Genomic DNA, 19,520 nt, shown 5'->3' on the forward strand with positions numbered 1-19,520 from the left:
TATTATTAGTATAATTTATGCGGTTTTCCTTTCTTATTATTGATGACAATGCCTCCAATGCTAAAAAAACCTTAGAACTTTTCGAGAATTTTCCTAATTATTTTTGTGCCGGTGTAGCCAAAGATAATCAAATGGCAATAAACCAAATCATAAAACTAAAACCACAATTGGTAATTGTACAGATTCCTGCAAAAGCTGAAGACCGAACTGTACTTTTTAAAACCATTACAGAATTATTTCAATATGTAGAATCCCTACCTTATTTTGTTGCTTTGGCAGAATCATCAAATTACGCGTTTGAAGCAATACAATCCGGATTTTCTGATTATATCGTAGAGTCATTACAGTTGCATGACTTAGGAAAATTGTTGTTTAAATTTGAAAAGAAAACCCCTGTACACCTTGCAACAAGTATTTGCATTAAATCTTATAGTGATTATCATTTTGTGGCGCTGCAAAATGTAACTTATTTAAAAGCAGACAATAACACAACTGATATTCAAATGGATAACGGAAAAACGGTTAATGCATATAAAACTTTAAAACATTTTGAAAGTACATTGCCCTTTTACTTTCTACGAATTCATAAAAGCTATATCGTAAACATAAATCATGTTTCCAGAATACATTTCAGCAAATCAAAATGCTACCTAAATTACAACGAAATACTCCCTTTTTCACTTACTTACAAAGATAATGTCGATTCTATTATCAGAAAGATAAACATTTAAAGATACCGATTTCATCTGTCTAAAAACGAATAAAATAGTCCTTTTATTTTAAATGATCCCTTTCACCACTTCGATTATGCCTTAAACTATTGTAATCAACAGGGTCACTATAAGCAAGGCAAAAACTAAATATCAAACCTCTTTTTTCCTGTTTATTTGCCATTATAATCAACCAAAATAATTATTGAAAGTGGGGAAAATGTTGCTTTTAAGTAATGTCATTTTCAATAATTAGAATTGTCACTTCCCGGCTTTTCAAAAAGGTAATTCCGAAAGGAAGACTGCCCCAGATATTATTTACTAATTATTTAATTCATTACTTTTTATGAAAAAGCTATTATTTGCTATTGGCTCTATTGCGGCTATGATTGTCATTTCTTCTTGCTCTACTGACAATTTGGAAGAGGGGAAAACAGAAAATTTAATAAACAAGAACCAAATTTTGCCATCGGTAACTACTGACAGTTTAAATAGTACAACTCCTCAAAATCTACTTGAGATATCTGATAAAGATAAAAATCAAGGGTAATATTTTTATAATAACCAGATAATGTTTCTAATTATCTGGTTATTAATATCTATTTTTGGGTAAACTTTTTCCGAAGACATTGAAGATAAAATCTAAAATATTCTTGTTGTTGTTGTTTTTAATTATAGCATGCCACAAAAAAAATCATTCCAGCAAATTTAAAAAAGCAGTAATTGAAGCTTTAAAAAATACTGATTCAGAAACATTTAAAAATGATAGTAAAGAAAAAATAGTAGATACTATTTATAATTATTTATCAAAATATGAAAATGATTCTGTTACCAGAAATTTGTATTTTAAAGTTGCCAGCAAGTATTACAATATTGGCCAATATGAAAAATTTCTAACTGCTGTTAAAAAAGTTTACAATCTTGGACTAAAACAGGATGATACTACTCATATTGCAAAAGCACTCTATTTTTTTGGTGATTATTATGAACAGAAATCGCAATTAGACAGTGCTTTTAGTTATTATTCGCAGTCTGAAAGACTTTACAAAATAAAAAATGATACGTTAAATTCAGGAAGAACACAATTATACAAAGCCGGAATTTTATTTGATGCCGGAATTTTTTCTGAAAGTGAAATTGAAGCTATCAGCGCTTTAAGGCTTCTTTCGAAAACTACCAATACACGATTAATCTATGAATCTTATGTTTTGTTGGCTATTTCATTGAATGAAGTTAATGACTGCTCTAATTCATTAAGGTATTTCAACCTCGCTTTAAAGCAATTAAATCAGCTTGAAAAAGAAAATTATCCAAAGGAAAAAATTATTAAATCGAGAATTTCCTGCTGCAATAATATGGGTCGGATTTATGAAAAACTAAATAATCATAAAAAAGCAATACAATTATATAATACTGCTTTACAAATCAAGGATTTAAAACAAAATTATCCAAAATCGTATGCAATGTTGCTGGATAATCTTGGGCATTCTCAAATGAAAACAGGAAATTATACGAATGTATATCAACTGTTGAGCGAATCGTTGAGAGTAAGCGATAGTCTTGACATAAAACCCATTATGATATCTAATAAAATTAATATTGGGCAATATTTTCTATTTAAAAAAGATACTGTAAAAGCATTAAATTATATTAAGGAAGGATTTGAATTATCCCAAAAAATAAAATCTAATGAATTAACTATTCAATCTTTAAAATTGTTGATGGAGAATGACTTCAAAAACAAGACCTTTTATACAAATCAGTATTTAAAAATTGATGACAGCCTGCAAAAAGTAGAAAGAATAACAAAAAATCAATTTGCAAGAATTGCTTTTGAAACAGATCAGGTTGAAGAAAAAAATGAAATTTTATCTAAAAGAAACAGTTATATTATTATTGGCTTTGGCATTGTAATTCTTTTTTCATTTGTGTTTTTTATAATATATCGCTTGAAATCAAAAAATAAAGAACTGTTTTATATTAAAGAACAACAGGAAGCAAATGAAAAGATATACCAGTTGATGTTACAGCAGCAATCTGAAACAGAATTGGCCCGCAATGAGGAACGAAATCGTATTGCAATGGAATTACATGATGGCATTGTGAATAGTGTTTTTACTACCCGATTCAATCTTATTCAACTAGATTCGATTCAAACAGATAAAAAAGAGTTATTGGTTAAGGAACTTGAAAAAACAGAGAATGAAATAAGGCGAGTTTCGCATAATTTAACGCAAAACCTGCTTTTTGAAGATAAGAGTTTTCCTGAAATAGTGACAAACCTTGTTGAATCTCAAAAAAATCAGTTTAACACAAAGTTTGATGTATCGGTAGATAAATATATTGATTGGTTTTCTGTATCAAGTATAAACAAAATACATATTTATCGCATTATTCAGGAGGCATTGCAAAACATCAATAAATATTCGAATGCCGAAAGATGTTATATAATGCTATTAAAAACCGGAGATAAAATTACGATTCGGATTTGGGATAATGGAAATGGATTTAATATTGAAAAAGTAAAATATGGTATTGGATTAAAAAATATTGAGGACAGAACCACTGCATTAGAAGGAAAATTAAAAATAATATCTGATATAGGAAAAGGAACTACTATAGAAGTCGTTTTTTAAGATAAAAACAAAAAGAGGAGATATGAATCTCCTCTTTTTTTGATGTTTAACAACTTTTATTTTGCTAAATCAAACCTGTCTAAATTCATCACTTTGTTCCATATTCCAACAAAGTCATTTACAAATTTTGCTTGTGCATCAGCACTTGCATATACTTCTGCTATTGCTCTTAATTCTGAATTAGATCCAAAAACAAGATCTGCACGAGTTCCAATCCATTTTGGCTGACCTGTATTACGATCGTTTCCGGCATAAAGTTCTTTATCATTTGATACTGCTTTCCATTGGGTATTCATATCAAGCAAGTTTATAAAGAAATCATTAGTTAACTGACCCGGACGATGTGTAAAAACTCCATTCTTACTTCCATCTGTATTAATATCCAACACACGTAATCCTCCTAAAAGTACAGTCAATTCTGGTGGAGTAAGTGTTAATAAATTTGCTTTATCAATAAGAAGCTCTTCTGTAGAAACTGTTGATCTTGTTTTTCTGTAATTTCTAAAACCGTCTGCTTTAGGTTCTAAATATCCAAATGATTCAACATCTGTTTGTTCCTGAGATGCATCCATACGACCTGGTGTAAAAGGCACTCTAACTGTATTTCCTGTTGCTTTTTCTACACCGGCGCAACCTGCCAAAACGATTAAATCGGCTAGTGAAACTTTTTTGTTTACTTGCGCTGCATCAAATTCTGCTTTAATAACTTCAAGTTTGTCCAAAACCTGTTTAAGTTGTGCAGGATTATTTACTTGCCAGTCTTTTTGCGGAGCCAGTCTTATACGCCCACCGTTTGCACCTCCACGTTTATCTGAACCTCTAAATGTAGAAGCCGAAGCCCATGCCGTTGCTATTAATTGAGAGGTACTCAATCCTGCATTTAGTATTTTATCTTTTAATTGAGCTACATCATTTTCATCTACTAATGTATGGTTTACTTCCGGAATAGGATCTTGCCATAACAATTCTTCCTGCGGAACTTCTGGTCCTAAATAACGCTCGCGAGGTCCCATATCTCTGTGTGTTAGCTTAAACCATGCACGGGCAAAAGCGTCTGCAAACTCATCAGGATTTTCAAGAAAACGACGTGATATTTTTTCATAAGTAGGATCTAATCTTAATGATAAATCTGTAGTAAGCATTGTTGGCAAATGTTTTTTACTACTGTCAAAAGCATCCGGAATAATCGCTTCGGCATTTTTTGCTACCCATTGGTGCGCTCCGGCAGGGCTTTTAGAAAGCTCCCATTCAAAACCAAATAAATTTTCGAAGAAATTATTACTCCATTGCGTTGGCGTTTTTGTCCATGTAACTTCTAATCCGCTTGTAATTGCATCTGCACCTTTTCCTGAACCAAAACTATTTTGCCAGCCAAATCCTTGTAATTCAAGTCCTGATGCTTCTGGCTCTTTACCTACGTGATCAGAAGAAGCTGCACCGTGGGTTTTTCCAAATGTATGTCCTCCGGCAATTAATGCTACCGTTTCTTCATCATCCATCGCCATACGACTAAAAGTGTCTCTAATATCTTTAGCTGCAGCAATTGGATCAGGATTTCCGTCAGGACCTTCTGGGTTTACATATATAAGTCCCATTTGAACAGCAGCAAGAGGATTTTCTAAATTTCTGGAGTGAACATGACCATCTGCATCATCATCAGAAGATACAACACCATGCTCCTTTGGTACTCCTTCAGAACCATCACTATAACGCTCATCACCGCCTAGCCACGTAGTTTCTGAACCCCAATAAACAGCTTCATCCGGTTCCCATACATCAGCGCGTCCTCCCGCAAAACCGAAAGTTTTAAAGCCCATAGATTCTAAAGCTACATTTCCGGTTAATATCATTAAATCTGCCCATGAAATTTTTTGTCCGTATTTCTGTTTAATAGGCCATAAAAGTCTTCTTGCTTTATCAAGACTTACGTTATCCGGCCAACTATTTAGAGGAGCAAAACGTTGTTGCCCTGCACCTGCACCACCGCGACCATCCTGTACTCGATATGTTCCTGCGCTATGCCATGCCATTCGAATGAATAAACCTCCGTAATGACCAAAGTCTGCCGGCCACCAATCTTGTGAATCTGTCATAAGTGCGTGCAAATCTTTTTTTACTGCTTCAAGATCAAGACTTTTAAATGCTTCTGTATAATTGAAGTCTTTATTCATAGGATCTGAAAGTGGCGAATGCTGTCGCAGGATACTTACCTTTAACTGATTGGGCCACCAGTCACGGTTTTTTGTGCCTGTTGCAGCTGCATTATCCATACTGCCATTGTGAAAAGGGCACTTGCTGATGTCATTTGATTGATTTTCCATGATTTACAAATTTTATTTTTTTGTTTTTTGTATTATTTTCGATACTACTAATTTACAAACAAAATAAAAAGGATGTATGCGTTATGAATATTATATCAATCTACTTTAATAGATAAAATCTATTGTTTTGATTTTAATTAGTTTGTTATTTAAGATTTTTACCTATAAATGAACTATATAAAAAAACCTGTAAATAAAAATTCACATGTTTCTCTTTAAACAATTAACTATTAAAAAAATAAAATCAATCCGGATTTGCCAGTATCTTATACAACTCGGCATTTGAAATATAAAACTGGTTTTCAATACCAATTTGGGATAGTTTTGCACTTACCAGATTATTCTCTCTCGAATTGATCAGGAAAATGGAACTTTCGCCAAATGAAAACAATTTCTCTTCAGAGTTTAGCATTGTCAAATAATCTTTTACCAGACTGTCAATAACTTCTTTTTGCTTTTTTAAAGATGTAATTTCAGTTTGCTGTGCTTTTATTTTGTTTTTAAGTTCTAGTCTTTGCTGATCAATATCAAACTTTAGATCCTGTATTTTTAATTTAGCCAGTTTTAAGCTTCCGCGTTCTTTTCTCAAAAAAATCGGAATGCTGAAATCGATATTAAATTTGTAATCATCGGCATTAAAAGAATCAAAATAAACGGGTTCTGAAATATAATTGTAACCAACATTGACCTTTGGCAAAAGCGAATTTGCTTTCAATTTTCTGTTGATTTCCAATATGGATAATTTAGTCTCTAAAGCTTGTATTTTAGGATGTGATTCCAATGTTTCAACATTTACCATCATTGCATCTGTTTTTAGCGTTTCTTCAACAGTTTCAATTAAGTTTTGTTCCGGTTTTACATGATCTTCCAATTCTACCGGAACATTTTCAATCCATAAATAATTTGAAAGATTAAGTCTGGCTTTTGCCAATTTCAAGTTTCCGTTTTCAACATTCAATTGCCTGTTTCGTACAGTAATTTTAGCTTCGACACTATCAATTGCGGGAGAATCACCAAGTTCGATCAGTTTTTTTACGCCTTCAAAACGGGTACTTGCAAAGCCCAGATAATTTTTATAAAGCTCGGCTTCGTTAAAGCTTTTCCTCCATTCAAAATAAGCCTCACTTGCTTTGTATAAAACAGCTATCGCTTTTAATTTTCGTTCGGCATCGCTTAATTTTATCTGTAGTTTACCTTCTCTTACATCGGCCATACGCTGGTTGATGAACATTCCCTGCCCTAGAGCCACACTAATTCCAAGAGAAGTTAATCCGGCATCCGGTGTACGATTTTGCGGATTGTAATATTGCCCGTCTGTATCATCAAATCCGGCTTTAACTTCAATTCCGTACCAAGTTGGAATTTTGAAACTGCTGTTTAACAGCGAATAATATTCTGTTCCTTTAAATTCTTTCTTATTGTAATCTACTTCAATCTTTGGATCAAAACCACCACGCGCCACCATAAGTTTTGCCTGTGCATTACTTACTTCAAGATTGGCTTGTTTTACCAGCGGGTGGTATTTTTTTACGTATCCTAAAAATTCGCTGTAGCTTAGTTCTTCTTTGTTAAAATCCTGACTGTATGAATGAAAACCAAGGAAAAACAAAAAAGAAAACACAACGTATCTTATTTTATTTTTTCTCTTTTCCATTTGCTGCTTTTTCATCTGACTTATAATAATTTGGCGGAAAACCATTTAGGTTACGCCATATTTCATACCATACAGAAACTGTTTCTAATAAGGCGATACTTTGTGCCCCGGCACCAATACTCAATTCTTTTGGCCATTTTTGATCTTTACCATCCGGCGAAATAAGCACTCTGTATTTTCCGTTGGCACTTATAAAGTTTTCAATCGCTACAATTCTTCCGCCAAAAGTTCCATAAGACAATCCAGGCCAGCCCGAAAATACAATTCTTGGCCATCCATCAAACCAAACTCTAACTTTTGCACCACGATGCACCAACGGAAGATCGATAGGATCTACATAAGTTTCTACCGCAATATCATAGCTTGACGGCATAATACTTACAACCGGAGTTCCCTCTTTAATTGTTTCCCCAAGACCGGCCAATAATGCACGATTTACATAACCGCTTTGAGGAGCCGTAATATAATACATGCCGTTTCTTAAACTATAGTTTACATATTGATTTTGCAGTTTATTGACCTGAGCTTTAGTATCATATTGCGTACTTAAAGCAGTAAACTTATCGCTTTTTGATTTTGAAATTTTTTCAGCATATTCGGCTGTAATTCTATTTATTTCGACTTTTGCATTGATCAGTTCGTTTTTACTGCTCAAAAGTTTGTTTTGCTGTGTAATAATATACGCTTCAGATTCCTGCAGTTTCAATCTTTTTTGTTCGACATCAGTAAGCGGTTTTAAACCTTCTTTGTTAAGTGCTGTTGAACGATTAAATTGAGTAGTAGCGATTCTTAATTGCGTTTTTACAGCCTCAAGATCCATACTGTCGCTTTTAATTTTTAAGTGTGCCTGTTTTATTTTATTCTGAGCCTGTTGTAGTTTTAATTCTCTTTCTGTATTAAGCGACTGTGCCTGAACATCAAGTGAGTTTACTTTATCTCCATATGATTCTACTGCCATTTTTTTGGCATCAACCTGATCTTTTGTATTTCCAACCAAGTTCGGATCTAAATAATCTTCTTTTGTTTCAGAAATAAACAAAATCGTATCTCCTTTTTTTACATAATCACCTTCCTGAACGTACCATTTTTCGATTCTTCCGGCAATGGCATTATGTACAGTCTGAGGTCTTTGATCCGGTTTTAAAGTTGTAACAGAACCACTCCCTGAAATGTTCTGAGTCCAAGGTAGAAAAAGACAGGCAACAGCAAATAGTAAAAAACCAACTATTACTCTGTTTAAAATTTTATAATGTGGCCTGCGGGCAACGCTGGTAATAGAAGCGTATTGTCCCGGAGTTATAAGTATATTATTATCTTTAGATATATTGAGCATGATTAAAGCTTTATGTCGTTAATAATTTTTCCGTCATCAATCGTGATCATACGGTCGCATTTGTCCATCCAAATATCATTTTTAGAAGTCACAATTACCGTCCAGTTATTTTCTTCAGAAAGTAAAAAATCAATGATTTTACCCGAAGTCAATTCGTCCATTTTATCAACAGGATCTTCGAGAAACAATATATTTGGTTTATGAACAATGCTTCGTGCCAACAATATTTTTTGAATATCGGACGCCGAAAGTTCTCCCCCACCCGGATGAATCTGATTTTCGAGTCCGTTTGGAAAAGTTTTGATATACGGAGTAAGGCAAACGTTATCTAAAGCCCATTTTAAATCATCATTATTAATGGTTTTATTTCCAAAAAGAATATTTTCTCTAATGGTTCCGGCAAAAAGCGTATCACCCTGCAGGAAAGTTCCGGCCTGCGCTCTGTATGCATCTTCGTCAAGACGGTTCATGTAATTATCTGTCACATACATAGCACCGCTTTCTGGTTCAAGTAAACCGGAAAGCAAACGTAATAAGGTACTTTTTCCGGCTCCGTTTGTTCCTCGTAATACTATTTTTTCGCCCTGAGCGATTTTCAGATTAATATTTTTGAGTGATTTTTTATTATAACCCGGATAATTATAGGCAATACTTTCGGTTTCGATTGTAATTCCGGTTTCGGTTACTGTTGCTGTTTTCGGAATACAGGATATTTCCATATCTGTTACCTGACCAATTTTCTCTACAGAAGTCAGCACATCATAAAAAGATTCCAGACCGAAGATTATTTTTTCTACAGAATTGATTAGCAACACAATAACAATTTCAGCAGCTACAAACTGCCCAATGTTCATTTGATGGTGAATTACCAGAAAACCACCAATCGACAACAGGGCAGCCGTAACTATTACTTTAAAAATAGTAAGCTGAATGTATTGTTTTTTCATTACCTGAAAATGCTTTTCGCGGTAATTGACGTATTGACTTACGTAACTGTCATTTCTTTCGAGAGCATATTCGAAACTTCCTTTTTTGCGGAAGCTTTCACGGTTGCGCGCAATTTCCTGAAGCCAGGCCGCGACTTTGTATTTAAACTTCGATTCGTTAAGACTGGTTTCAAGACCGTCTCTGTATGAAAATTTAAAAATGATATATAAAATGGCAATAAAGAAAAGCCCAATTACGGTAAAGAAAGAATGGTATAAAACCAATAATATAATCCCAAGACCTACCTGCAAAAAAGCGGTACAAAAGTCTAATAAAAGTTTTGCGGTTCCTTTTTGTACCATTAAAGTATCAAAAAAGCGGTTTGCTTTTTCGGGTGCATATTCAGAATACATTTCCTTAAATTTGATTAAAGGCATTCTGTAAGCAAATTCAAATGAGGATCGCACAAAAATTCGCTGTTGCAAATTCTCCACAATTCGAAGCTGCAAAATAATGAGAACTCCGCCAAAGCCAACTCCGATAGTAACCAGAAACACAAGTACAATCCAGGAAACACTAAGCTGGCCGCTTTGTATAAAATTTATAATAGCCTGAATTCCCAACGGCAGCGAAAGGTTGACCAAACCGGCAAAAGCAGCGTAAAAAATAATTTGATATACGTCGCGTTTATCTAGTTTGAGTAAATTAATAAAACGTTTAAATGGTGTCATGAATTTATATATAAATACAAGATTAATAGATAGATAATATATACGGCAAATGCCATAAAAAGGGTTTTAGAATTGCTTCTAACCTTAAAAAAGAGAGTATTTATACTGTGAATTGAGGAGGAGGCAAATGAATTTTGCCATGAAAACCGAAAGTAAAAATCGGGTTATTAATATAATTTTTTCCTTTGGCCCCTGTTTTAATATATAAATCAGGCAATGAAGCACTTAAAGGAATTAAATAATCTAATGAAGGAATACCTTTTGCAACTTTAGCAGTCTTTGCATCTTTAGATTCAAAATCATTTTTTTCTTCGGTAATACCGTCACATTTAAAAATCTTTTTTAGAAAATTACAGGTCATTCCTTTAATAGAATCCTGTTCTGTATTTTCTTTAATGATTTGGCTCAGACTATTAGACATGTTCATACTGCTCATTAAAAAGTACCCAATTAGCAACACCTGAAGGCATTTGCATAAAAGACTATTTTTAATTTTGTTCAGCATTCTATCGTTTCTAAATTTACTTTTTAACCCAAAAAAACAGCTCTCATTTTGTATAAAAACCAATCTTAAGCTGATTTTCCTACCATTTTTTCGTGGGTGCGCAATTTAAAACTAAATTGAAAGCGCAACATTAGAATAACATTAGAATTTGATTAAATCCAAACAATAAACTGATTAACAAATACTTAAACAATATAAACATTCTTTTTTTTATGTTATTTTTTTATTAATTAGCATATTTATAAAAAAAAAGAGACAATTATAAATTATCTCTCTTTTGATTTTCCAAATTAAATTCCGAATTTATTTCCAGCGATTTTGCCTTCAAAAAAACTTTACTTCATATAAAAACTACAAGTTAAAAAAGAAGCAGAATTTGGTTTTAATATTCAAAAACCAAAATTAAAAAGGGAGATTAGATTTAGTTGATAAAACCAAATTTATCCTCAAAAATTTTCCCGATAACCGGAATAGGTTTCTTTTGCTCGTTGGCTGCATTTATGATTCCGAAAATCCATAAAATGAAAATAGCGTAACCAATATAATTCAGAAAATAAAGTGAAGTAATCGAAAATACGATTACAGAAAGCACAATATTTACAGCAAATGATACCAGAAAAATTCCGAAGCCTTGTTTAAGGTGATAGGTTACCAAATCACTTTTTGGCGTTAAATCTTTGCTTTTTACGTAGGCTATAATCCAACCAATAATGGTGATGTAGCTCAGGATTGATAATGTTTTTTTATCCATTGTTCTATTTATTTGTATGGTTCAAAAATAAATACAACACCGGAAACTTCAAGCAAACACTTTGTTACTGGTAGCTTTTAATTGGTATTTGTAGCACTTGAATGTATAATCCGTCAAGAGCTATATCATTATAATTCATCTTTCATTAATTTAAAAAACTGCTCTTTTTTTCCTCTCGAAACAGGCACGGCAGATTTGTCATTCATGTGTATCATTCCTTCTCGCGAATAACTTAAAATGGCGTTTATATTGATGAGATGCGACTGATGAACGCGAAAAAACAAGGGCGGAACCAGAATGTCTTCGTAATTCTTTAACGGTTTGGAAACCATTATTTTTCTGCCATCTACAAGAAAAAATGTGGTATAAGAACCCGAAGTTTCGCATCTGATAATGTGATCTAATTTTACCACATACATCGCTTCCTGCGTGGGCAATACAATCCTGTCCGGTGTTTTAGAGAGATTAGTTTGAAGCTCATTAATTTGCTGGTTTTCAAGAACTCTTTCTTTTAAAACTGCAATTCGGTCGATTGCCATTTTTAATTCCTGCGGATCAATGGGCTTGAGCAAATAATCTATGGCGCTATACTTAAAAGCATTTACGGCATGCTGCTCATAAGCGGTTGTAAAAATGAGATGAAAAGATTGAAAAGTAAGTTGCTGAAGTACCTCAAAACCAGTTCCGTCCTTCAGCATAATATCCATAAAAACGAGATCAGGTTTTAGTCTGTCGATCATTTTTTTTGCCTCGTCAACACTTTCTGCATAACCAATTATCTGAACCAAATCTCCGGCCACCATTTCGAGCATAATCGATAAGGCTTCTCTCAGCCTGTTTTCGTCTTCAATAATTATCGCTTTATAAATCATAATGTCGGAATATTTAAAATTACGATACAACCCTGCCCGTCTGTAACATTATCACGTTCTATAACTTTAAAACCGGCATTTGGGTTTTCTTTTTTCATTTTTGCCAGTCTTTCGTCTGTAATTGTGGTCGAAAGAGATTCGTGCGTATCATTAATTTTCAGTTTCCTGGATGCCGCCAATCCTATTCCGTTATCTTTAATAGTGCAAATTAAATTGCTTCCGTTTTCATCCAGTGCAAAATAAATTTCGATCAGTCCTCTTATATGATTTGCCTGTGGTTTTAAACCGTGTTCGACTGCATTTTCTATAAAAGGCTGAATCAATAATGGCGGTATCAGAATGTCCTTTTCTACTTCATTGGCACATTCAATTACATAATCAAACCCATTATTTAAACGGAGCTGCTGTAATTCGATATAATTTTTTAAGGTATTTATTTCTTCTTTCAGCGATATGGTTTCTTTTCTGGATTGCTCCAAAACCTGTCTGGTAAGTTTAGCAAATTTATTGAGATACGAAACGGCGGGAACGGTATCTTTTTGAAGGATCATACTTTGGATATTTCCCAAAGCATTAAAAATAAAATGCGGATCCATTTGCGAGCGAAGCAATCGTCGTTCAAGAAATAATCTTGCCGACAAATTTTCGATTGTTTCTTTTTCCATTAACTGCATTTTCAATTCGCTGTTGGCTTGTTCCTGCTGCAAAAATTCTTCCCGATTTTGATAATACCGCTGACGATAATGATACGAACGAAACATAAAAACGAGTCCAATTAACAAAACGCCGGCAATTCCGTAACCTAATAATTTATTTTGCTGCTCGAGTTCATTTTCAAGTTCAAGCTGTTTGATACGTTCTATTTTTTTTGCAGATTCATATCTCGCATCTGCATTTTGAAGAATTGACTGCGTTGATTCTTTGTACTTTAACTGGTTGTATTTTGTAAATAACGTATCGTAACCATAATAGGCTTCAAAATCTCTTCGCTTAACCGAAACTTCTTTTAAGCAATCATAAAAAGTGGCCAAAAGATAATTATCCGTATAAGGAAGACTTTTTTGATACTTGATACCGTCAATAAATAAAAGTTCGGCTTTAATATAATCGCCTTTTTGCGTAAAATAAAATCCCTTTAAACCTATCGCGCTTCGGTATATAATTTTGATATTATATTTTTTAGCAATAACGGTTGCTTTTTCCAGATTCTGCAAAAAAGCTTTTTCATTAATAGGCTGAGGCCCTTTTGTATACAGATCAGCCAGATTTATATACGCTATGCCAATATTACTTTTGCTGACTATTTTAGCTTCATTTTTTTCAGCAAAGGAAACCGTTTCCTGAAAAAAATTTAAAGTCGATTCCCAGTCTTTTATTCCTTCGGTTTCAATATTATCGGTTAAAAAACTTCCAAAAGCCAGTCTCGCATACATTTGGCTTTCGGGATCACCAGATTTTTCGGCATGTTTCATGGCTTCACGTGCATACTTTTCGACTTTTGTTGGCGATGCAGGCGAAAAAAGATAAGAGATATCCGAAGCAATTTTTGCACATTGATCGTGTGCATTTATCTTCGAAAATAATTTATAAGAATCTAACAAATAATTCAGTGCCTGAGGTTTATCATCAATATAAGATTTTAAAGATCCCATTGCGGCAGCTGCTTGTGCCTTAGCCCTTATGTTTTTAACTTTTTGTGCCAAAAAATAAGCGGTATCTGCATAGTGCAAAAATTCTTTAAGATGCAGCAATCGCCTTTGTGTCATGGCCATGTAGGCGTATGAAATTATTTCATCTTCTTTGCTTTTATTTTTTATAGCCAATTGAAGCGCCTGCTGCTGAATTTTAAGACAGGCAACAGTATCAGAAAAACGTTTGGCATATCCTTTTGCAGCCATTTTTTCAACTGCAGAAATATTTTGTGCCTGAATTGATATTGCAAATAAAAACGAAACCAAAAGGTATAAAAGGAACTTTAATTTGCTGTTTTTATCTAAAATACTAGTAAAAATTTGATACATAAATAATCATTAATACCGGCAAAATACAAATTGTGTTTGATTTACCAAACATTTCGGTATCGATTTTAAATTCATAAAACTCTAAATGAGAACATCTTAAAAGAAATAAAAAACCTACAGGATTCGCAATATATTTCAGAATGAACCAAACAAAAACCAAAACCATCCATTTACCAATTCCCAATTGTTAATGGCTCGTGTATAGCGTAATCTTGTTCTAATTAATTATTTTAAAATGAATTCTATTATGAATAAGAAAAAACTTTCTTTACTGCTACTCTTCTTCTGTTTTTTAACGGGAATTGCATATGGGCAACAACTTGATGATAAACATGTAAAAATTGAAATCATGGTTAAAGACGGAAATAAACCGATCACGGTGCAGGTTCGATCTTCCAGTATTTCTTTTAGCAAATCGGCCAATCTTACAGCCAAAGATTCTATTCAGAAAAATTATTATATCGCGATAGATTTAGAACGCCATGATATTAATTTATTAACTGCTTTTGCGAAAAACAAAAAAGGGCTTGACGGACAAATTATGATGACTGATACTAACGGAAAAACGCCTGCGCGAAAAATTGAATTTAAAAAGGCAACTTTAGATGCATTAACAGACCAGTTTACAAATGATTATTCGAGTGCCTATTTATCTCTTAATTGCAGCGGACTTGTAATAGATGGCATCAACATAGAATAAAGTTATGGAACTTCAACATTTTACAAAAAACGGCAATCAGTATATCATGAAAAAGCAATACATTTTTGGATTGATTGTGAGTTTTGGTATGGCGGCTTTTGCCATTGTGGGTATTTGGATAAATGAAATCATCATGGTCTGGATTTTTGGCATTTTGGCGGTTCTTTGTTTTATTTCGATCTGGATGAAACATGTTGTCATCGATTTGGACAAAAATGAGATTACGGTAAAAGTGGGATTAATAAATCCTGTTGTTCGTATTCCGCTAAAAGACTTTTTAAACTTTGAATTGGTGCGCATTACACAATATTTAATTACGACAAATACCTGTTTGAATGTCTATTATTTAAAAAACGGAGAAGAAAAAGCAGCCATGATTGCACAAGGATTTACAAAAAGATCGATGCAAAATCTGGTAAATGAAATTGACGAAATAATGAGGCTCAATGAACATTCGAGATAAATACGGAATTGAAGAAAATCTAAACTGGTTTTCTCTTCAGCCTGTAAAACCGCTACAAAATGTATCACAGTGGTTTTTGGCAGGAATTTTTGCAGCGGGAATTCTTTTGGCATTATTGGGTGAAATACTAAGCGAAGTAATGCGATATTCTATTGCTGTATTATTGATTTATGGCGTATTGCACAGTTTATATGATATTATAATAAGAGCCAAAATTCGTTATACTTTTGATATACGAAGCAATGCTGTTTACAGAACGATTCCGTTTTTTTCAGAAAAAAAGATAATGAAACTCGAAGAAGCTGTAATTTTTGTAAGTTCGTACATGGGAAGCTGGCATTATAGTTTAGGCGCCAAAAAAAGTCATTTTGTAAAGAGTTATTTTATTAGCGAAAATTTTAGTTCCGGAAAAAAAAGCGAACAAAAACAGCTGGAATATGAAGAACAAATTTTGATTAAAATTCACAAACTAATCGACGCCGTTCAGCCTTTGGCATAATATTGATATTTACAGCAAATGAAAAACTTATTTTTATATTTGATTTTTAGCCTTTTTACTATTTATAATCTGAGCTGTAATTCGGTTTTTAGAAGCAAAAATCAAGCGGTTGAAAATTCTAAACGGGATACTATTTATTTAAATGAAGATTTAAAAAAGCAATTAAGTCCGGTTTTAAAAAATTCTAAACGGATTAATTCCATAAAAAACTGGACTATAAAAACCAAAAGTTTGTGGGAAACGGCAGAAGGCGGAGAAGCAAAATTTTATTACAAAAACGGAAAACTGGAAAAAATCACCACGCATTATTTGAGTGAAACTTTTCAAAAACTAACGGTTTACCATTTAGAAAATCAAAAATTATCTTTTGTTTTTGACAAATACTACCAATACAATCGCCCCATGTATTATGATTCTATTGCCATGAAAAGTAATAACGATACCGAAGTATTCGACTTTAATAAAGCAGAAATAACAGTAAACAGATATTATTTTTTAGATCAGAAATTGATTTACCAACTCGATAGCGAAGATTGCGGCGCGCCATTTTCGACTGATTATTTGCTTGAAGCAGAAAAAGAAATAAAAAGGGAGTTTGAATATTTAGTGGAGATTTCAAATCAGAAATAAAAAAAAGGAGACTTTTCTAATTTAAGAAAGTCTCCTTTTTTCTAAATATATTATCGCTCCAAATCCGCCTTTGGTAAAAGTTTGGGTCTGTTTGCATCATTCGATAAAATCCATCCGGTGCGGTACATCCATTCTGTCATTTTGTGGAGTTTTGTATAGTCAATGTTTTCAGATTCATCCATTGGTGTGTGGTATTGACTGTGCAAAACACTGGTAAAAAACACAGCCGGAATTCCCTTGCGTACATATGGCAAATGGTCTGAACGGAAGAAAAAATACTCCGGATGTTCTGGTTTGTCCCACAATTTATCCAATTCAAATTTCGGACCTTCGTCATTGGCTTTTTTCGCAATCGCAACCAGATCTGAGGAATTTTCGTGTGGCGGAGTTGAACCTAAAAGCGCTGCCTGATTCACATTATTTCGACCAATCATGTCTCCGTTTAAAACCGCAACAATATCTTTTTCAGGAACTGTAGGATGTTCTGCATACCAGCTTGATCCTAATAAACCACGCTCTTCGGCTCCGTGAAAAACAAATAAAGCTGTTCTTTTTGCGGGTTGCTTTTTGTAGGCTCTTGCCATTGCCAGCATCGCTACACACGTACTTGCATTATCATCTGCACCGTTGTAAATAGAATCCTGACCGTATTTTTGTCTTACGCCATCATGATCCTGATGACCGCTAAAAAGTACATATTCATTTTTCAATTTAGCATCAGTCCCTTCAATTTTTCCAACCACATTTACAGAGGGATATTTGTAGGTTTCTGAAACTACTTCGGCAGATAAATTATCTTTTGAGTTTTTTAGAAAATCTAACTGATCATTGTGCAGCCAAAAAACAGGCATTCTTGGCGGCACCGGAATTTTATCTCTAAAACCCTGAATTCCGTAAACGCCTCTTGTCATTTGCGGCTCAACCTGCGACCAGCTTTTTTCTCCCAATTCATCGGCTACAATAATAAGTGCAACGGCTCCTTTCTGAATTAAAAATTCATAATATTTTTGTTTTACAAGTCCGGGATAACGTCTGTCAAAAAGCGAAATCTCATCTAGAATTCCTTCTTTCGAAGCTAATAAAACAACGGCTTTTCCTTTAATATCAATTTTGTCAATTTCCTGAGTTGATGAAGTTCCTAAATAAATTAAGGGAGCATTGACTTTGATATTGGTAGTTTCGGCTATTAAAACTTCGCTCCACAATTTGAACTGTTTTTGCCCTATTTTAAATGTTGTATTTGCGGTAACCTGATGTCTGTATAAATCAAAAAACTGAAAAAAAGTTCCGTCATCTCCGGCTGGTAACATTCCGGCTTCTTTGGCTTTATTGGCCAGCCACATCGACACTTTTAATTCGTCTAAAGTTCCGGCTTCACGACCGTTAAAATGATCGCCGGCCATTTCGTACATATCTGTTTTTAAATCCTTTATGGTTATCGCACTTACCAGAGGTTTTTTAATTGCCTGTGCAAAAACAACTCCGCTGTAAGCTATAAAAAGTAGTATAATTTTGTTTCTCATGGGTTTTAATTTAAATCCAAACTTAGTAATTAAATGATAACAAAATATTTTTTTTGATTTTAAGCCCTTTTTAAAATGATAAAATATCGTTTACAATTCCTTCACCTTCAATTAAATCAATTCTATAATTAATTTCTAAAGATTCTTCAAAAAATGACTTATTTTCAATTTAAATCTTTGCTAATCCTCAATTAAAACAAGACTTAACCTACAATTCATCAAGCAGCGATTTACAAATATTTGAATCTTATGCAAAAGAATATTCTGTTTTTTAAAAAAATTAAAGATTTCTTGCTTATAAATTAACAATTCAGCATTTATAGAGGGGATTGGAAATAAAGAATATTTGAGTATCCAAAAAATTAATAATATTGCTAAAGTGAATAAATCATTCTGATTATGTCTTTAAATTCCAGTTTTGACGAAAATAAACTTCTTCATGAGTTATCTCAGGGAAGCGAACTGGCTTTTACGGAATTATACAATCGTTATAAAAATTTGGTTTACGGTACGGCTTTAAAAATAACAAAATCAAAAGTTCTGGCTGAAGAAGCTGTTCAGGATGTATTTTTAAAAATTTGGCAGAATCAGGAAAAGGCAGCCGAAATAACGAATTTTGAAAATTATCTTTTCATTATTTCCCGCAATCATATTTTTGATATGATCAAAAAAATAGCCCGCGAAACGAATCTGGCTTCTGATATAACTTATAAAAATATTGCTGCTGATGATACTGATACGGCAATTAAAGACGACCAGTACAATGTTATTTTAAACCAGATTATTGAACAGCTTCCGCCACAGCAGCAAAAAATCTACAAAATGGCGAAGATGGAAGGTTTAAGTCATCAGAAAATTGGAGAGAATTTAGGCATTTCTACAGAAACCGTTAAAAAACACATGTCTCAGGCTTTGAAATTTGTCCGTTTTAAAATTTCGCCTTACATGAATCTTTTTATGTCTTTATTTTTGTTTTCAAGTATCTGAATTTACTTCGGAAAATACCTTTAAACACTCGCAAATTATTTTTTTACGATTTTTTTACATTTTTTTCACTTTCGACTACTCCCTCCCTCTTTTTCAATCGTCTTTATAATAAAGAACAAGAATTTAAGGGAAAAATTCCAATGTTTAGGGGTTAGTTTTTAGAGTTTCCTATCACTGAAACGAAATTTCAATATTGGGATTATAAATTTAAAGATTCCATTTTTTGGAATTTAAATATTGGAATTTCCTTTTTTTTT

General features: G+C 33.2%; 17 protein-coding genes. 8 read left to right on the top strand and 9 right to left on the bottom strand.

Annotated elements, in window-relative coordinates; all coding sequences use genetic code 11:
* Nucleotides 1–17 precede the first annotated feature (17 nt).
* The 3 genes from RT99_RS02435 (at nt 18) to RT99_RS02445 (ending at nt 3,346) form a co-directional block, all read left to right on the top strand.
* Nucleotides 18–731 (top strand): LytTR family DNA-binding domain-containing protein, encoded by a 714-nt coding sequence (locus tag RT99_RS02435; RefSeq protein ID WP_042563138.1) that lies wholly within the window; start codon nt 18–20, stop codon nt 729–731.
* A 325-nt stretch (nt 732–1,056) separates the two neighbouring features.
* Nucleotides 1,057–1,260 carry a hypothetical protein gene (locus RT99_RS02440; protein ID WP_042563139.1) on the top strand — a complete coding sequence of 68 codons (204 nt, stop codon included), beginning with the start codon at nt 1,057–1,059 and terminating at the stop codon, nt 1,258–1,260.
* Between the two features lie 112 nt (nt 1,261–1,372).
* On the top strand, nt 1,373–3,346 hold the full coding sequence (locus tag RT99_RS02445) for a sensor histidine kinase (RefSeq protein ID WP_052483512.1): 1,974 nt from the start codon (nt 1,373–1,375) through the stop codon (nt 3,344–3,346).
* A gap of 56 nt (nt 3,347–3,402) precedes the next feature.
* Here RT99_RS02445 and katG read toward each other — a convergent pair whose 3' ends face one another.
* From katG to RT99_RS02485, 8 genes are all read right to left on the bottom strand, one after another.
* Nucleotides 3,403–5,667 carry a catalase/peroxidase HPI gene (katG, locus tag RT99_RS02450; protein ID WP_042563140.1) on the bottom strand — a complete coding sequence of 755 codons (2,265 nt, stop codon included), beginning with the start codon at nt 5,665–5,667 and terminating at the stop codon, nt 3,403–3,405.
* 244 nt (nt 5,668–5,911) lie between these two features.
* Nucleotides 5,912–7,321 carry a TolC family protein gene (locus RT99_RS02455; RefSeq protein WP_042563167.1) on the bottom strand — a complete coding sequence of 470 codons (1,410 nt, stop codon included), beginning with the start codon at nt 7,319–7,321 and terminating at the stop codon, nt 5,912–5,914.
* Entirely contained in the window at nt 7,302–8,654 is a 1,353-nt protein-coding gene (locus RT99_RS02460) for an HlyD family secretion protein (RefSeq protein ID WP_042563141.1), read from the bottom strand. Before RT99_RS02460 ends, RT99_RS02455 begins: the two co-directional genes overlap by 20 nt.
* 2 nt (nt 8,655–8,656) lie before the next feature.
* Nucleotides 8,657–10,312: a peptidase domain-containing ABC transporter gene (locus tag RT99_RS02465; protein ID WP_042563142.1), complete on the bottom strand. Its 1,656-nt coding sequence runs from the start codon at nt 10,310–10,312 to the stop codon at nt 8,657–8,659.
* Nucleotides 10,313–10,412: 100 nt separating this feature from the next.
* Entirely contained in the window at nt 10,413–10,733 is a 321-nt protein-coding gene (locus RT99_RS02470) for a hypothetical protein (protein WP_242607162.1), read from the bottom strand.
* Nucleotides 10,734–11,238: 505 nt separating this feature from the next.
* Entirely contained in the window at nt 11,239–11,568 is a 330-nt protein-coding gene (locus tag RT99_RS02475; protein WP_042563144.1) for a DUF4870 domain-containing protein, read from the bottom strand.
* A 128-nt stretch (nt 11,569–11,696) separates the two neighbouring features.
* Nucleotides 11,697–12,440 carry a LytTR family DNA-binding domain-containing protein gene (locus RT99_RS02480; RefSeq protein ID WP_207384877.1) on the bottom strand — a complete coding sequence of 248 codons (744 nt, stop codon included), beginning with the start codon at nt 12,438–12,440 and terminating at the stop codon, nt 11,697–11,699.
* Nucleotides 12,437–14,461 (bottom strand): sensor histidine kinase, encoded by a 2,025-nt coding sequence (locus tag RT99_RS02485; RefSeq protein WP_042563145.1) that lies wholly within the window; start codon nt 14,459–14,461, stop codon nt 12,437–12,439. The genes RT99_RS02480 and RT99_RS02485 overlap by 4 nt, the downstream gene beginning before the upstream one ends.
* A 247-nt stretch (nt 14,462–14,708) precedes the next feature.
* On the opposite strand from RT99_RS02485, the gene RT99_RS02495 reads away from it, so the two are divergent.
* From RT99_RS02495 to RT99_RS02510, 4 genes are read left to right on the top strand one after another with little or no spacing between them, the layout of a single operon-like run.
* Nucleotides 14,709–15,161 (top strand): hypothetical protein, encoded by a 453-nt coding sequence (locus RT99_RS02495; RefSeq protein ID WP_042563147.1) that lies wholly within the window; start codon nt 14,709–14,711, stop codon nt 15,159–15,161.
* A gap of 4 nt (nt 15,162–15,165) precedes the next feature.
* Nucleotides 15,166–15,624: a hypothetical protein gene (locus tag RT99_RS02500; protein WP_042563148.1), complete on the top strand. Its 459-nt coding sequence runs from the start codon at nt 15,166–15,168 to the stop codon at nt 15,622–15,624.
* On the top strand, nt 15,608–16,123 hold the full coding sequence (locus tag RT99_RS02505; protein WP_042563149.1) for a hypothetical protein: 516 nt from the start codon (nt 15,608–15,610) through the stop codon (nt 16,121–16,123). The genes RT99_RS02500 and RT99_RS02505 overlap by 17 nt, the downstream gene beginning before the upstream one ends.
* 18 nt (nt 16,124–16,141) lie before the next feature.
* Entirely contained in the window at nt 16,142–16,753 is a 612-nt protein-coding gene (locus RT99_RS02510) for a hypothetical protein (RefSeq protein ID WP_042563150.1), read from the top strand.
* 50 nt (nt 16,754–16,803) lie between these two features.
* Here RT99_RS02510 and RT99_RS02515 read toward each other — a convergent pair whose 3' ends face one another.
* The gene (locus tag RT99_RS02515; RefSeq protein ID WP_042563151.1) at nt 16,804–18,276 is read right to left on the bottom strand and encodes a M28 family metallopeptidase; all 1,473 of its coding nucleotides are present in this window, start codon (nt 18,274–18,276) and stop codon (nt 16,804–16,806) included.
* 399 nt (nt 18,277–18,675) lie between these two features.
* Between RT99_RS02515 and RT99_RS02520 the strand changes: the two genes are divergently transcribed.
* Nucleotides 18,676–19,263 (top strand): RNA polymerase sigma factor, encoded by a 588-nt coding sequence (locus RT99_RS02520; RefSeq protein ID WP_042563152.1) that lies wholly within the window; start codon nt 18,676–18,678, stop codon nt 19,261–19,263.
* Nucleotides 19,264–19,520 lie beyond the last annotated feature (257 nt).

The sequence above is a fragment of the Flavobacterium sp. MEB061 genome, assembly GCF_000834715.1.
Classification (GTDB): Bacteria; Bacteroidota; Bacteroidia; order Flavobacteriales; family Flavobacteriaceae; genus Flavobacterium; species Flavobacterium pectinovorum.

Bases quoted from the DNA above. Each gene is read 5' to 3' on its own strand.
- RT99_RS02440 (WP_042563139.1), top strand. From the start codon at position 1,057: ATGAAAAAGCTATTATTTGCTATTGGCTCTATTGCGGCTATGATTGTC.
- RT99_RS02520 (WP_042563152.1), top strand. From the start codon at position 18,676: ATGTCTTTAAATTCCAGTTTTGACGAAAATAAACTTCTTCATGAGTTA.
- RT99_RS02500 (WP_042563148.1), top strand. From the start codon at position 15,166: ATGGAACTTCAACATTTTACAAAAAACGGCAATCAGTATATCATGAAA.
- RT99_RS02485 (WP_042563145.1), bottom strand. From the start codon at position 14,461: ATGTATCAAATTTTTACTAGTATTTTAGATAAAAACAGCAAATTAAAG.
- RT99_RS02505 (WP_042563149.1), top strand. From the start codon at position 15,608: ATGAACATTCGAGATAAATACGGAATTGAAGAAAATCTAAACTGGTTT.
- RT99_RS02495 (WP_042563147.1), top strand. From the start codon at position 14,709: ATGAATAAGAAAAAACTTTCTTTACTGCTACTCTTCTTCTGTTTTTTA.
- RT99_RS02455 (WP_042563167.1), bottom strand. From the start codon at position 7,321: ATGGAAAAGAGAAAAAATAAAATAAGATACGTTGTGTTTTCTTTTTTG.
- RT99_RS02435 (WP_042563138.1), top strand. From the start codon at position 18: ATGCGGTTTTCCTTTCTTATTATTGATGACAATGCCTCCAATGCTAAA.
- RT99_RS02460 (WP_042563141.1), bottom strand. From the start codon at position 8,654: ATGCTCAATATATCTAAAGATAATAATATACTTATAACTCCGGGACAA.
- RT99_RS02480 (WP_207384877.1), bottom strand. From the start codon at position 12,440: ATGATTTATAAAGCGATAATTATTGAAGACGAAAACAGGCTGAGAGAA.
- RT99_RS02465 (WP_042563142.1), bottom strand. From the start codon at position 10,312: ATGACACCATTTAAACGTTTTATTAATTTACTCAAACTAGATAAACGC.
- RT99_RS02515 (WP_042563151.1), bottom strand. From the start codon at position 18,276: ATGAGAAACAAAATTATACTACTTTTTATAGCTTACAGCGGAGTTGTT.
- RT99_RS02470 (WP_242607162.1), bottom strand. From the start codon at position 10,733: ATGTCTAATAGTCTGAGCCAAATCATTAAAGAAAATACAGAACAGGAT.
- katG (WP_042563140.1), bottom strand. From the start codon at position 5,667: ATGGAAAATCAATCAAATGACATCAGCAAGTGCCCTTTTCACAATGGC.
- RT99_RS02510 (WP_042563150.1), top strand. From the start codon at position 16,142: ATGAAAAACTTATTTTTATATTTGATTTTTAGCCTTTTTACTATTTAT.
- RT99_RS02475 (WP_042563144.1), bottom strand. From the start codon at position 11,568: ATGGATAAAAAAACATTATCAATCCTGAGCTACATCACCATTATTGGT.